We start from the raw sequence: 14,686 nt of genomic DNA, 5'->3' as shown, positions 1-14,686 counted from the left end.
CTGGACCAACATCGCTGCCGCGACCGACCACTACCGGTCACACGCCGACCACGCCCTCGACCTGCTCGGTCTCACGAGCTGAGAACGCATCAGCCCTGGTCCTCACCCCCTAGGGCCAGCGGGATGACGTGGTCGACGTCCACGGCGCTCGGCAGGAACTCCAGCCCGCACCGTGCACAGCGCGCCTGGACGGCCTTCCGCAGCCCCTTCCGGAGCCTCGCGGCTGCCGAGTTGCCCCGGGCTGTCACAGCCTGCCGGCGACGCCGTGCACGGACGCTCGCGCGTCCCTCGTACGCCTGGTGGTGGCCCTCGCAGCGTCCCCGATGGGTTGGGGTCGCCTCACAGTCGATACAGCGCATGTCCGCCCCCTGGTGGTCGTCATGGTGGTCGAGCTGGTGCCCGCCCCCGGAGTCGAACCGGGGATCTCTGCGGCCGACGTCGCCCACTACGGGCCGGTACCGCGCACCTCTGCCGTTAGGTCAGCGGGCTGGTTCTGTGCGGCAGGCGAACCGTGTCACCCCTGCCCCGGGCACCCCGGAGCTTCCGCCGTCTGGTGCCGTTCCTCTCGCAGGCCCAGAGGGAATCGAACCCCCGCACACCGGATTTGGAGTCCGGCCGCCCACCAACTGAGCGCTCGTGCCCTTGCTCGCCCGGCGCCGGCGAACCGGCCCGGGCAGTGGGGACTGCACGCGCTTACAACCCCTTTCGGCTCGCCCTGGTGGGCGGGTTACTCGTGGGCGGTGCAGCCCCCGCACCCTGCCGCGCGACTCCGGCGGCCACCCGGTAACGCGGGTGCGTGGTGCACGGGCAGAGCTACGAAAGAGGGGCGCGGGCACTCGGTCCGCCGATTCCAGCCAGTGGGGTGCGCGGTAGTCCTGCGCTCCCTCTCTCGGAAGTAGAAGAGGGGGACGAATTCCCGCGGCCCGCCGAGCGGCGCCGTGCGGGTCGTCCGTTCCCCTCTCCCGGGAGTAGAAGAGGGGGACGAATTCCCGCGGTGGTGATGGGGTGACGTTGGAGAGGGTGAATCAGGTTTTCTCTAGACTCGCAGTGTCATAGAGAAACCAGATTTTGCGTCTCCAACGTCACCCGTCACCACCTCCTCACGCTGGTGCGCTACGCCGCTGCGGCGACGGGCTCGGCGAGGCGGACCCGGCTACCGTCCGCCGGAGCGCTCCCGGGGATCGTGCTCAGCCCCGGCCGGAGCCCCGCCAACTCCTCGATAGCCGGGTCCAGCTCCCCGCGTACCGAGAACTCCACCCGACGCAGGTCGAGACTCCGCCACCCGCCGCGCGTACCCCGCTTGACCTCCAGCCGTGCGCCAGCGTCCACCAGCATCGCGCGCCGGGCGTCCGTGCCCGCCTCGCGCCACTCGTCCGCGTAGGTCCGGCCGGTGGGCGTCACGATGCGCTGCGGCTCGCGCTTCTCCCGGTTCTCCAGATCGGCAATCCGGGCGTCCAGTGCATCGGCGTGTGCCTGCCACTCGGCCGCAGCGTGCCGGGACTTCTGGCGCCCCTTCTGCTGCTGGTGCTCCCGGAACTCCGCCACGGTGGAGTTGAGTTCGGGCTCGGGGTCGTACCCGGGTATCTCGACAACGTGCGTGGTCGGGATGGCACCGACCAGGCGAAGGAACTCGGCGGACACGAAGTCGTCCACCCAGTCACCGCGCACGTTGGCAGGCAGGTCGCAAAGGTCGCCCCGGGCCAAGCTGTTGCACTTGTACGTTGGCGTCCTGCCCTCTTGCTTGTTGAGGTACATGCGCCCGCCGCAGGCGTCGCAGTGGATCACGCGCAGCAGTAGCGCGTCAGTGTCGTGCCGGTCCCCGTTGTTGATGCTGCGGGAGTCCAGCAACGCCCCGATCCGGTCGAACTCCTCGCGGGTCATGATCGGCTGTTCCGTCGCCATGATCGGGTTGCCTGCGGCGTCCCGGACCGGCTTGCCCCGGTGCAGCTTCCAGCCGAGCAGCGTCTCACTCCGGAGCATCCGGGTAATGACCACCGGAGTCCACTTGAAGGTGTCCCGGACGACGTGCTGTCCCTTGGCGCCGCCCGTCTTGCCGCCGCGCTCTCGGCCCATCTTGTCGGCCCAGTAGTCCCGCGGGCTCAGCACACCATCGGCGTTGAGTTCGGCGGCGACGGCCGAGACGGTGCGCTTGTCCAGAAGCTCACGGACGATGCGCTCAATGACCTCGACCGCATCGGGGTCCGGCACCAGGGTCCAGCCGACCCCGCCGTGTTCCTTGGGCATGGGGGCGGGCATGTAGCCGTACGGCGGACGGCCCCCGCCGCGCCAGCGAAGCGGCATCTTGCGCATGGCAGCCATGGCGCCGGTCACGCGGTCGCTGATGGACTGCGACTCGACCTGTGCGGCGAATGCCAACATCAACATCTGCAACTCGGCCATGGGGTCCATGGGGTTGCGGAAGTCGAAGACCAGTCGGCCACCGCCGATGCCCTCGGCGAAGACCAACACTTTGCGGTGCTCTCGCGCCCACTTGGCGAGTTCGTGCATGTGGGCCATGGACCGGATAGCGCGGTCGAACCGCCACCACACAAGGGCGTCGAAGCTGTCCGGGTTACTCAGCCACCGGCCGAGCTGCGGGCGGTCGAAAGGCCCGGTCTTACTCGCCGACACGTCAAGGTCGACGGCTTCGCGGAGGTGGTCACCCTCGCCGCAGTCGATCCCGAGCGATGCGGCAACTAGGTCGTCTGCCTCGCGCTGCCGCTCGGGGCTGGTCGTCTCGTCGGTGAGGACGGACAACCGGATTGCTCGGACGCCTCGCAGCGTCCCGGTAAAGACGGTGCCCTCCGTGCCGGGCAGGCTGCCAGTAGTCATGTCCTCCGGAGAGGGGGACGAATTCCGCTGGTCACGGGTAAGGGTGGCGGTCGGCACCGGGGGTCACTCCAGAACTGGTAGTCCGGAGTGTTGGGGTCCGACAGGATGTCCCACTCGATGTCGCCGCCGCGTTCGCGGACCAGGGTGGCCCCGAGGGCGAGGAGTTCGGCGGTGTCGCCGAAGACGTCGAGGTGGACGCGGTTCTTGACGGTCTTCGGCCCGGCCACCGGGTTGACCCAGATCAGCGGGCCGGCACCGGTCGGGTCCTCGATCGGTACGGGCCAGCCGGGCTCGTGGCTGCCGGGGCGGCGGACGTACCCCATGGCGGTGCACCACCAGTCGGCAAGCGCCTGGTGGTCGTTGGCGTCCAGGCACAGGTCCTTGAAACGAGCAGGCACGGCAGAATCCTCCAGCCGGGTCGATCATCGATGCGGACCAGTGTGCAGCACCCGCCGGAGCCGTGTGAACCGGACCCCGCCCGAGGCGTCGCCCGGGCGGAACGACGAGGCCCCGTTCCCCACCGCCCGTGCGGACGGTGGGAAACGGGGCCTCGGGAGAACGTGAGCCGGGCTCAGCCCGCGTCGGTGACCGGCTTGCCGCCGCGCTTGTCCAGCGAGGCGAGGTACGCGTTGTAGGCGGCCAGCTCGGCGTCGCCGTTGCGGTCGGCGGCGCGGTCGCGGCGGCGGGCCTGGCGCTCCTCGGACTTGGCCCACTGGAGCGTCAGCGCGATCAGCACGATCGCGGTCGGGATCTCACCGAAGGCCCAGGTGATACCACCCGCGAGCTTCTGGTCGGTGATCAGGTCGGTACCGGGCGGTGCGCCCTCGACGGTGAAGGTGGTGACCAGCGGGTGGCTGGCCATCATCACCGCGACACCGAAGAAGGCGTGGAACGGCATACCCATGAAGAGCTCGATGATCCGCATCACGAAGCCGGGCCGGTGCGGTCCGGGGTCGACGCCCATGATCGGCCAGAAGAAGAGCATCCCCGCCGCCAGGAAGTGCACCATCATCGCGATGTGGCCGATCCGGTACTGCATCAGGTAGTCGAAGAGCGGCGTGAAGTACAGGCCGTAGAGGCTCGCGACGAAGAGCGGGATGGTGAACGCCGGGTGCGAGATCACCCGGACGTACCGGCTGTGCAGCAGGGCCACCAGCAGCTCGCGCGGCCCCCGCCCGCTGCCCTTGCGCGCCGGACGCAGCGAACGCAGCGCCAGCGTGATCGGCCCGCCCAGCAGCAGCAGGATGGGGGAGAGCATGGAGAGCACCATGTGCTGGATCATGTGCGCGCTGTACAGCGCCATGCCGTAGTCGTTCAGCCCGGTGCAGGTGACCAGCAGGATGGTGCCGATCCCGGCGACCCAGGCGATGGTCCGGCCGATCGGCCAGCGGTCCCCGCGCCGGGCCAGCCGGACCACTCCCGCGCCGTACAGCGCGAGCGCCAGCAGGCCGGCGACCAGGAACGGCCAGTCGGGCGACCAGGTCAGGACGTTGTCGAGGGTGAACGGCCCGAGCGTGCCCATGCCCCCGTGGTGATGGTGCATCCCTGCCATGCCGTCGCCCATCGGCGCGTCCCGCTTTCCCTCGGTCGTCCGGTCGTCCGGTCCCGATCGAGGTCCGGTTCGTCCGATTTCTTCGGCCCCTAGCCTAGGCGTGCCTTACGCCCTGCTGACAGCCGACCCCGTCCGGAACGGCCCGGGAACGGTACGGCCCGGAACGGCCCGGTCACCGCCCGGTCACCGCCCGGGAGCGGCGGGCGCCGGGAGGGTGACCGGGGTGCGGATCGACGAGGCCCGGCCCGCCGCCGGGGCGAGCCGGGCCGGCCGTCTCAGGCGCTGACCGGTCGGGCCTGCGCGGTCAGCTTCCGGGCCCTGCCCCAGGCCCAGCGCAGCAGCCCCGCCGCCAGGACCAGGCTCCACAGCGCGGCCGTGCCGATGGGGGCCGCCGCCGTGCCGCGCAGCGCCGTCGAGAACGGCAGGGTCAGCACCAGCACCGCCACCGCCGGCCCGGCCGCGTACCAGGCGGCGAAGACGAACGGACCCGCGCCCCCGCCGGCCCCCTGCCGCGCGGAGTACATGAGGTCCTGGCGGATCACGCCGCGGCAGGCGTTCACCAGCCCCGCCCCGACCATGGCGGGGACCGTGGCGGGCACCAGCCAGGCGGCCGGGCCGCCGCCGGACAGCACGAGCAGCAGCGAACAGGCCAGCCCGAGCAGGACGCCGACCAGCGTCGGCAGGATCGCGTGCCGCAGCATCAGGTCGGAGACGGGGTAGGGGGACCAGGAGGCCCGCCGGACGTCGTCCGTCTCGATCCGGGCGGGTTCGAGCAGCTGGGCGACGGCCAGGTAGCCGAAGACCAGGGCGAAGGCCGTGGCCAGCGCGGAGGGCACGCCCCGGAACCCGTGGGCCAGCACCGCGCAGAGCAGCGCCGGCACCGTGAGCACCACGGCCCGGCCAAGCCGGGCGGGGGAGCGGAGCAGCGCGAGCGCGTCCCGCCACGGGACCACCAGCCAGGCCCGGCGCGGCGCGGGCAGTCGGACCCGGCGCTGCCGGGTGCCACCCGAGGCGGTGGTCACGGCGAGCCGTGCGGCACGCAGCTCGATAGTCCGCAGCGCGGCCAGCACCCCGGCCGCGGCCCGGGCCCGCTCCCGCAGCCGGATCAGCGGCACGGTCGCGGCGGCCCGGTCGGCGAGCACCAGGCAGACCAGGGTGGGCACGATCAGCAGCCCGGCTGCCACCCAGGCACCGGGTACGGCCGCCCGGGTCGGCGCCAGCGCGGCGATCCCGGCCCAGCCCCACGGGCCCGACCACAGTTCCACCCGCTCCAGCCAGTGCACCGGGTGCCCGGTGGCGGCGAGGACGCTCTGCGTCCCGAGTGCCACCACCAGCAGCGTCGCGTAGGGGGTGAGCCGCCGCACCCACTGGGCGGCCCGGTCGCTGCGTTCCACCAGCAGCCCGGCGCAGGTGGCCAGCAGCGGCAGACAGGCCCCGCCGACCAGGCACCAGCCGAGTGCGGCGGGCAGCCCGACCCGCAGGGTCAGCCCCAGCGCGACCATGCCGCCGCAGGCCGTCACCAGTCCGGGGAACAGGGCCAGTCCGCAGGAGAGCCAGAACCACGGCCGGAGCACCGGGCGGGGACGGACCGGGTGGGCGAGCAGCCAGTCGGCCGTCGCCCGGGGCGGTACGACCGGTCCGCGCCAGAGCCCGTCGCGGACGACGAGCAGCACAGCGGCGAGCCCGATGGCCGCGATGCCGCTGGGCATCGCGGCGAGCAGGGTGCTGCCGTGGCCGGTGTAGTCGGTGCCCGTCGAGGCCTGGAGGAACAGCCCGAGGCTCGGTACGGCTCCCCAGACGACCAGTACGAGCAGCGTGCAGTAGACCGCGAAGCCGATCTGCTTGGCCCGCTGGCGACGGTGCGGCGCGCGCAGTGCCCGCAGCAGTGCCAGGGTCTCGTCGGTCCAGTCGTCATCGGCGGACCACTCGGCGGGCGCCTCCGCAGCCTCGCCGGCGTCCTCGGGCTCCTCGGCCGCGTCCTCGGAGGTGTCGACCAGGTCCGGGGCGGCCGGATCGTCGGCGCGGGTCTCGGCGGTCACCGGGCACCCGCCGGGTCGGCGCTGCGGTTCGTGGCGCGCTCCCCGTCCCCGAGGACCTTCCGGGGCGGGCCCTGGGTGACGATCCGGCCGTCCTCCAGGACCAGCACCCGGTCGGCCAGCTCACGTGCGAGGTCGGTGTGGTGGGTGACCAGCAGCACCGCCACGCCGTCCGCGAGCTCGGCCCGGAGCAGGTCCGCGAGCCGTCGGCGCGCATCGGGGTCCAGTCGCTGCTCGGGCTCGTCCAGCAGCAGCAGATCGCGCGGCCGGACCAGGGCGCAGGCCAGCAGGAGGGACTGCATCTGTCCTGAGGAGAGCGCCGAGGGCAGGGCGTCGGCCCGTTCGGTGAGCATCCGGTCGGCCAGCACGTGCTCGACCCACTCCTGGGCGTCGGCCACCCCGTGGGCGGCGGCGACCAGCAGCAGGTGCTCGCGCACCGTGAGGTCGGGGTAGCAGGCGACCATGTCGCCGACCACGGCGACCCTGGCCCGGATCCGCGGATCGTTCTCGTCCATCGGGAGCCCGTCGAAGCGGACCGTCCCCTTGGTCGGCAGATCGCGCCCGGCCGCGATCCGCAGCAGGGTCGACTTGCCCGACCCGTTGTGGCCGAGCAGCGCGACGCACTCCCCGGCGGCCAGCGCCAGGTCCACGGGGTGCAGGACCTCGCGCTCGCCGTAGGAGCGGCTCACCCCGGTCAGCTGGAGCAGTGCCTTACGCGCCCGAGCAGGCGGTGCGGCGGGGATCTTGGCCATGTGGACGGAGCCTCTCGACGAAACGTCCGCTCACACTATCGGCTGACCGGAAGGCCCCGGCCGGTGGCTGAGCACGGGGCCCGGGCCCGTGGCCGGCCGGCAGCAGTGGAACGTGCAGGTTCACTGGATCGCTGTGGGCGAGCAGTCCGTCCCGGTCCGGTGAGGTCATGCCGAGGTCGAGGCAGGCGGGCAGGCAGGCAGGCAGGCAGGGTTCGGCGCGAGGCCCGAGCCGAGCGGCTCGGTGCCGAGCTCGCCGAACCGTCCTGCCGTGGATGCCCCGGCCGAGCGGACGTGGAACGCGCCCCTGCCCAGGCGCCGGTTGACCGCCAGGGACGGTCCGCTGACGGAGCGTCAGTGGATGCCCACTCAGCCTGGCCCGGATCCGGCCTGTCGCCACCGGGTGCTGCTCCCGGGAAGACCGACGGCCGGTCGCCCTCCCGGCAGGAGGGTGACCGGCCGTCGCGCGTCCGGTGCGGGTTAGATGACGGTCTCGGCCTCGATGTAGCGCTCGGCCGGGACGGTCTTCAGCTCGGCGACCGCGTCCGCCAGCGAGACCAGCTTGATCTCGGTGCCCTGGAGTGCGGTGATGTGGCCGAAGGCGCCCTTGTGGGCGGCCTCGACGGCGTGCCAGCCGAAGCGGGTGGCGAGCACCCGGTCGTAGGCGGTCGGGGTGCCGCCGCGCTGGGTGTGGCCGAGGATCACCGGGCGGGCCTCCTTGCCCAGGCGGTGCTCCAGCTCGCGCGAGAGCTGGGTGGCGATGCCGGTGAAGCGCTCGTGACCGTAGATGTCCTTGCTGCCTTCTTCCCAGTGCATGGTGCCGGGCTCGGGCTTGGCGCCCTCGGCGCAGACCACGATGGCGAACTTCTTCTGCCGGTCGAAGCGTTCGCGGACCACCTCGGTCAACTTGTCGATGTGGAACGGGCGCTCGGGGACCACGATCGCGTGGGCGCCGGCGGCCATGCCCGCGTTGAGCGCGATCCAGCCGGTGTGCCGGCCCATCACCTCGACCACCATGACCCGCTGGTGCGACTCGGCGGTGGTCTTGAGGCGGTCCAGGGCGTCGGTGGCGACCGAGACGGCGGTGTCGAAACCGAAGGTGACGTCGGTGCAGGCGATGTCGTTGTCGATGGTCTTCGGCACACCGACCACGGGCAGGCCCGCGTCGCTCATCAGCTTGGCGGCCTTCAGGGTGCCCTCGCCGCCGATCGGGATGATCGCGTCGATGCCGAGGTCCTGGCAGTACTTCTTGGCGCGTTCGACGCCGTCCCGCAGGTGGCTCGGCTGGACCCGGGAGGAACCCAGGATGGTGCCGCCCTGGGCCAGGATGCCGCCCACCGAGTCGAGGGTCAGGGGGCGGTGGACACCCTCCAGGAGTCCGCGCCAGCCGTCCTGGAACCCGATGATCTCGTCACCGTGGTCGACCACCCCCCGGTGGACCACGGAACGGATCACGGCGTTCAGGCCGGGGCAGTCACCGCCGCTGGTCAGCACACCAATACGCATTGCTTTGCAACTCCCCTGGGGGCACCTCCCAGCCGCCAGGCTGGGGGGAAGAACCGGACGGCCGGACTACCACCCGAATTCGGACACACGTGATCGAATCGGGTCAGAGGGCAGCTTACGGCTCCTGCGTCCGGCCGGGCAGGCGCCGACGCGGGAGCGGCGCCGTCGGCGCACCCGCGAGAAACTGCACCGGGCGCCGAGGAGGGTGTGCGCCCAGAAGACTCTGTAGAGCTGAATGTCGTACGGCTGCATTGTCGTACATATGGCGGCGCTTGGGCACCGACTGACCGCTATCCGGTCAGATCGATGCCCAAGCACCGGTCGCAGCGCTCCGTGGCAGGAGGCGCTCAGGCAGGCTGGCGGGTCGCGGCGATCCGCTCGGCACGCAGCGCGTCGTACCAGGTGGTGTCGGCCGGCGGCAGGGCGTTCACGTCCAGCGCCAGCTTGATCAGCATGTCGGCGACGGCGGGGTTGCGGGCCATCACCGGGCCGTGCAGGTAGGTGCCGAAGACGGTGTCCCGCCAGGCGCCCTCGGTGCCGTCCCCGGTGCCGTTGCCCCGGCCGACCTGGACGTTCGCGAACGGCGAGACGCCCTGGCCGAGGTGGGTGACACCCTGGTGGTTCTCGAAACCGGTCAGCTGCGGCAGGCCCAGCCGCGGGTCCACCTCGGCGAGCACGTCGCCGACGCAGCGGGCGCCCTCGCCGCGGGTGGTCCAGACGTCGAGCAGGCCCAGGCCCGCCTCGCGCTCGCCGAGGTCGTTGATGAACTCGCGGCCGAGGATCTGGTAGCCGGCGCAGACCGCGAAGATGATCGCGCCGTTCTCGGCGGCCCGGACCAGCCCGGAGTCGTTGCGCAGCCGCTCGGCCGCGAGCCGCTGCGGACGGTCCTCACCGCCGCCGATCAGGTAGATGTCGCCGCTGGTCGGCACGGCCTGGTCGGAGCGGACGTCGATGCGCTGCACCCCGAGGCCGCGCTGGCGGGCCCGGCGCTCCACGACCAGCGCGTTGCCGCGGTCGCCGTAGGTGCTGAGCAGGTCGGGGTAGACCCAGACCAGGCGCAGGTTGCTGTCACTCATCCGGGAAGACCTTCCGTGCTGCTGCTGCGGCGCGGGCTGCTGCGGCTCGTACTGCTGCGGCGCGGGCTGCTGCTGGCTGTACTGCTGAGGTGCAGGCTGCGGGTTGTACTGCTGCGGCGCGGCCTGCTGCGGGTTGTACTGCTGCGGCGCGGCCTGCTGCGGGTTGTACTGCTGCGGCGCGGGCTGCTGCGGGTTGTACTGCTGCGGGTGCCCGGAGGGGTACGACATCAGTTCGCCACCGCCTTGCGCAGCTGCTGGAACGCGGTGTAGTTGGCGATCGCCTCGATGCGTCCCGGCGGTGCCATCTGGACCGCCTGGTCGAGCGAGTCGACCACCTGGAACTGCAGGCCCGCGACCTCGAGGCGGACGGCCAGGTCCAGCTTGCGCTGGCCCATCACGAAGATCGGGTGGCCGGACAGGCGCTCGTAGTCCACGTCCCAGAGCCAGGAGGTGTCGGTGCCGTCGGCGTCCATCGCGTTCACCGAGAGGATCACCGGGGCCGGGGGGCCGTCGATCAGCGAGAAGGTCTCCAGCCAGCCGGCCGGGTTCTTCGCGAGCAGCAGGCGCACGTCGCGGCCCTGGTAGGAGACCACGTCGTAGCGGCCCGCGACCGCCGTCACCGACTGCATCCGCTGGAGGGCGACCTGCGGGGCCACCCCGAAGACCGCGGCCACGGCGGCCGAGCTGGTGGCGTTCGCCAGGTTGGCCCGGCCGGGCAGCTGGAGCTGGATCGGCCAGGCGCCGCGCTGCGGGTCGATGACGTGGGTGCCCTGGAGCGCCCAGTGCGGCTGCGGACGGCGGAAACCGCAGTCCTGGCAGAACCAGTCGTCGCCGGGGCGCTGCATCACGCCACCACAGGACGGGCAGGACCAGGCGTCCTCCTTCCACGCCTGACCGGCGGCCACCCAGACCACCTTGCGGCAGGAGGACGCGGCCCAGGTCACCAGCGGGTCGTCCGCGTTGGCGATGATCACCGCGTCGGTGTCCTTGAGGCCCTCGCGCCACTTCTCGGCCATCATGCGGGTCTCGGCGGCGCGGTCCAGCTGGTCGCGCGAGAGGTTCAGCAGCGCTATGGCCTTCGGGCGGGTGTCGCGGGCGACCCCGGCCAGGTACTTCTCGTCGACCTCGATCACGCCGAACTTGGCGTCCGAACCACCTGCCAGCGCAGCGGTGATACCGGCGGGCATGTTGGCGCCCAGGGCGTTGGAGACCACCGGGCCCGCGGCCCGCAGGGCCTCGGCGATCAGCCGGGTAGTGGTGGTCTTGCCGTTGGTCGCGCTGACCAGGACGACGTCGAGGTGCTCGGCCAGGGTGGCGAGCAGATCGGGGTCGAGCTTGAGGGCGACCTTGCCGCCGATCACCGAGCCACTGCCCCGGCCGGCCTTCTGGGAGAGGGCGGCGGCAACCCGGCCAGCCGTCACGGCGAGCTTGGCACGGGTGGGCAGTGAGGCTTCGCGTGCGGCCGTGGCCTCCGAATCGGTGCCTGGCATGCTCAGTGGTTCCTCCTTGCTGCGGCACCGCCCTTGGTCGTGCGGGGACCGTCGGGCGGCGGGGACGGGCCCAGCCTACCCACTCCGCGCGCCGGGTCCGAGTCCCGGACCCGGTCTGGCCTGCCTCGGTTGCCTTGCCGGGGCCCTGACGAGCCCTCGGCAGAAGCCTCCCAGGCGGCCTCTCAGGGGCAAGGGGTTGCTCATCGGGGGCGCGGGGAACTGCGCGAGACGGAAGGCACCGATCTGCACTGTGTACTCGGACAGCACGTCGCACCTCGTGATCTCCGGTGGGGCGGTGCAACGTGCTGTACAAGGTTCGGTGCGGCAGAGGGATATTCCGTCTCGCGCAGGTCCCCGCGCCCCTGGAGAGTTGCCCCTTTGCCCTGAGAGTTCCGGTATGCCCCGGAGAGTTCCGGTTTGCCGCCAAGGGTTCCGGTCTGCGCCGGGGTTCAGCGGCCCGGGCCGGTGGGCCAGGGGGTGGGGAGTCGCTCGGCGGTCTCGGTGAGGTGAGCGGTGATCACCAGGGTGCCCTCCTCGACCTGGTAGTCGAGCGGGGCGCCGAGCCTCCGCATGGTGGAGATCAGACCGGTGTTGGAGGCGTGCGTGACGGCGTACACCGTCCGCACCCTGCCCTCCAGGGCCAGCGCCGCCATCCGCCGCAGCAGGTCCACGCCGAGCCCGCGCCGCTGCCAGTCGTCCTCGACCAGCAGGGCCACCTCGGCGCTGTCGTCGTCCCACATCAGATGGGCCAGTGCGACGATCCGCCGGTCCGTGGCCTCCACCGCCAGGGTCTGGCCGTGCCGGGGGTCGAGCAGGTGGTCCAGGTACCGGTCGGCGTCGTTCACCGGGCCGTGGTAGCGCCGCCGCAGCGCCTCCTTCGAGCAGCGGTGGTGCATGGCCAGCGCGGCGGCCTTGTCGTCGGCGTCCGCCCGGCGGACCGTCAGGTCGGTGCCGGCCGGGAGGCTGAGGCGGGCCTCGACCTTGGGGATCCGCGGGCCGAGCAGGCTGTCCAGCTCGACCAGGGCCTGGGCGCGGGCGAACTCGGTCGGGGTGAACGGCAGCTGCGGCCTGGTCAGTTCGGTCAGATCGCCGGAGGGCGCGGGCAGCCGCATCACATGGCCGTCCACCCCGGCCGCGGCCTGCCGTCCGCCGCCCGGGTACTGCCGGATCGTGCAGCGGCCGAACAGCTGCCGCAGCGCGACGGGCAGCTCGGCGGCGTCCAGCGCGGTCCGGGTGGCGAGCGCCAGTACGTGGGCGGGCACGTCCACCAGGTCGTGCGCGTCGGCCGGATCGGTCCAGATGTCCCGGCCCCCGGCGGCGGCGAGCGCGGCGGCCAGCTCGGTACGGGCCAGCGTGCGCGGTGCGCGGACCAGGAACTCGTCCACCGTGGCGTCGGGCAGCGGGTGGGCCTGCATCGAGACGATGTTCACCCCGAGGCCGGCCAGCGCCGTGCTCACCCGGGCCAGGCTGCCGGGGGAGTCGGGGACGGTGGTACGGACCCGCCAGAGCGCCGTCTGCTCGAAGTCCTTCAGCGGTCCGGTCACCTCCGCCTCCCCAGGCGGTGCGCCGGGATCGGGCGCGGTCGGCGCGTGCGGGTGCCGGTGCGCCCACCAGGCGTGGCACGCCGTGGTGACGAGCAGCGCAGCGGCCGAGCCGAGCAGCAGCACCGGTCCGTCGTGCCCGTGCACCACCACGTTGGCGACCAGGTCGGCTACGGCACAGGCGGTGAAGACCGCCGCGAGTTCCGTGGTGTCCCGGCGCCAGCGGTGCGTGCGGGCGGTGCGGCGCTGGGCGCGGGAGGGCGCGGTGGGCCGGTGGGCCGGAACTGCCGAGGTGTCCATGCGGTCATGCTGTCCCGCCGGTGTTTCACGATCACGAACCCCCCGTGACCTGCCGGTAAATGTCTCCGCCCGCCGGCGGGCGGTTTTGCGAACCGTCGGAGTCCGCTCAGCGGATCATCCGACGTTCCGTCAGTTCTGCTGCCGCAGAGCGTACTTCGTCCAGCAGGACGGCCAGGTCGTGCTCGGTGGTGGCGGCGTTCAGCAGACAGGCCCGCAGCATCTCGCGGCCCTGGTACACCGCGCCGGTGACGAAGGCCCGGCCGCGCAGCTGGACGGCCGTCGGCAGCTCCCGGTTGACCGCGTCCACCAGCTGCTCGTCGGCACCGGCCGGGCGGTACCGGAAGGCGACGATGGAGGTCTCCACGGGCGCGAGCAGCTCCAGTTGCGGGTCGGCCTCGACCAGCTCGCCGAGCCGCCGGGCGAGCGCGGTGCAGCGGGCGATGTCGGCGGTGATCCCGGCCCGCCCCCGGTGGGCGATGGTGGCCCAGACCTTGAGCGAGCGGAACGGCCGGGTCTGCTCCATCCCGTACTCGGAGAACCAGCCGAGCTCGCCCGCCGCCTCGTCGCGCAGGTAGGAGGGCACCAGGCTGAAGGTGCCGCGCAGTTCCTCGGTGTGCCGGACCAGGGCGCAGCCGCAGTCCACCGGCACGCCGAGCCACTTGTGCGGGTCGAGCGCGAGCGAGTCGGCCCGCGCCATCCCGGCGTAGCGGTGGGCGATGGCGGGGTCGAGCGCGCCGAAGGCGCCGTACGCGCCGTCCACGTGCAGCCAGAGCCGTTCCTCGGCGCAGAGGTCGGCGATCGGCTCGAAGGGGTCGACGGTGCCGGTGCCGACGGTTCCGGCGGAGGCGACCACCAGGAAGGGCAGCCGCCCGGCGGCGCGGTCCTCGGCGACGGCGGTGCGCAGCGCGGCCAGGTCGAGCCGGCCGTCCGGACCGGTGGCGACGGTGCGCAGGTTGCGGCTGCCGAGGCCGAGCAGTTCGACGGCCTTCCGGACACAGGAGTGGGTCTCCGCGGTGGCGTAGCCGACCAGCGGGGGCAGACCGGCCAGGCCCGCTTCGCGCAGATCGCACCCCGCCAGCCGGGCGGCGCGGTTCCGTGCGGCGGCGAGGCACAGGATGGTGGCCATCGAGGTGCCGGAGGTGAGGATGCCGCCGCCGGGAGGGTGGGGGAAGCCGACCAGCTCGGCGATCCAGCGGACCACGGCGCGCTCCAGGTGGACGTCGGCGTGGTCGCCCCCGGCGGAGCTGGGGTTCATCGCGGCGGCGGCCAGGGTGGCGAGCACCCCGGCGGGCGCGGGGGCGGAGTTGACCCAGCCGAAGAAGCGGGGGTGGCCGTTGCCCATCGGGGCGGGCATCACCTTGGTGCCGATCAGCTCCAGCAGCTCGGTGAGCGGGCGGCCTTCGGTGGGCAGCGGCGCGTCGAGCAGCGCTGCCCGCTCGGCCGGGTCCATCGGCTGCCAGACCGGTCGCTCGGGCAGTGCGTCGAGGTAGTCGGCGACCAGGTCGGCGGTGGCGCGGGCAGCGCTTCGGAAGTCGTCGGGCGAGCCGGGCGCGGAGACCGAGTCGGGGGAGCCGGGAGAGGCGTCGCTCATGGTGCTGCTCCAG

Annotated in this window: 10 protein-coding genes and 1 tRNA gene; all 11 read right to left on the bottom strand. The window is 72.6% G+C overall.

Annotated features, from left to right (window positions below; genetic code table 11):
• Positions 1-393: 393 nt before the first annotated feature.
• Positions 394-488, bottom strand: a tRNA-OTHER gene (locus UK12_RS39630).
• Between the two features lie 625 nt (positions 489-1,113).
• A complete protein-coding gene (locus UK12_RS12680) occupies positions 1,114-2,832 on the bottom strand; it encodes a recombinase family protein (protein WP_045302994.1) in 1,719 nt (572 codons plus the stop codon).
• The gene (locus UK12_RS12675; RefSeq protein WP_045302993.1) at positions 2,829-3,230 is read right to left on the bottom strand and encodes a VOC family protein; all 402 of its coding nucleotides are present in this window, start codon (positions 3,228-3,230) and stop codon (positions 2,829-2,831) included. The genes UK12_RS12680 and UK12_RS12675 overlap by 4 nt, the downstream gene beginning before the upstream one ends.
• Before the next feature lie 173 nt (positions 3,231-3,403).
• Positions 3,404-4,354: a cytochrome c oxidase assembly protein gene (locus UK12_RS12670; RefSeq protein ID WP_231591172.1), complete on the bottom strand. Its 951-nt coding sequence runs from the start codon at positions 4,352-4,354 to the stop codon at positions 3,404-3,406.
• A gap of 305 nt (positions 4,355-4,659) precedes the next feature.
• Complete coding sequence (locus UK12_RS12665) at positions 4,660-6,423, bottom strand: hypothetical protein (protein ID WP_045302992.1); 1,764 nt, start codon at positions 6,421-6,423, stop codon at positions 4,660-4,662.
• Positions 6,420-7,172 carry an ABC transporter ATP-binding protein gene (locus UK12_RS12660; RefSeq protein WP_045302991.1) on the bottom strand — a complete coding sequence of 251 codons (753 nt, stop codon included), beginning with the start codon at positions 7,170-7,172 and terminating at the stop codon, positions 6,420-6,422. The genes UK12_RS12665 and UK12_RS12660 overlap by 4 nt, the downstream gene beginning before the upstream one ends.
• Positions 7,173-7,649: 477 nt before the next feature.
• On the bottom strand, positions 7,650-8,675 hold the full coding sequence (locus UK12_RS12655; protein ID WP_045302990.1) for a 6-phosphofructokinase: 1,026 nt from the start codon (positions 8,673-8,675) through the stop codon (positions 7,650-7,652).
• Between the two features lie 347 nt (positions 8,676-9,022).
• Positions 9,023-9,979, bottom strand: a complete 957-nt coding sequence (locus UK12_RS12650) for a type 1 glutamine amidotransferase (RefSeq protein WP_231591171.1) — start codon at positions 9,977-9,979, stop codon at positions 9,023-9,025.
• Positions 9,979-11,241: a MurT ligase domain-containing protein gene (locus UK12_RS12645; protein ID WP_045302989.1), complete on the bottom strand. Its 1,263-nt coding sequence runs from the start codon at positions 11,239-11,241 to the stop codon at positions 9,979-9,981. Before UK12_RS12645 ends, UK12_RS12650 begins: the two co-directional genes overlap by 1 nt.
• A 449-nt stretch (positions 11,242-11,690) precedes the next feature.
• On the bottom strand, positions 11,691-13,082 hold the full coding sequence (locus UK12_RS12640; RefSeq protein ID WP_045302988.1) for a GNAT family N-acetyltransferase: 1,392 nt from the start codon (positions 13,080-13,082) through the stop codon (positions 11,691-11,693).
• 106 nt (positions 13,083-13,188) lie between these two features.
• Complete coding sequence (locus tag UK12_RS12635; protein WP_045302987.1) at positions 13,189-14,673, bottom strand: pyridoxal phosphate-dependent decarboxylase family protein; 1,485 nt, start codon at positions 14,671-14,673, stop codon at positions 13,189-13,191.
• Positions 14,674-14,686 lie beyond the last annotated feature (13 nt).

The sequence above is a fragment of the Saccharothrix sp. ST-888 genome, assembly GCF_000955975.1.
Classification (GTDB): Bacteria; Actinomycetota; Actinomycetes; order Streptomycetales; family Streptomycetaceae; genus Kitasatospora.
This window is presented reverse-complemented; position numbering and strand designations above follow the sequence as displayed.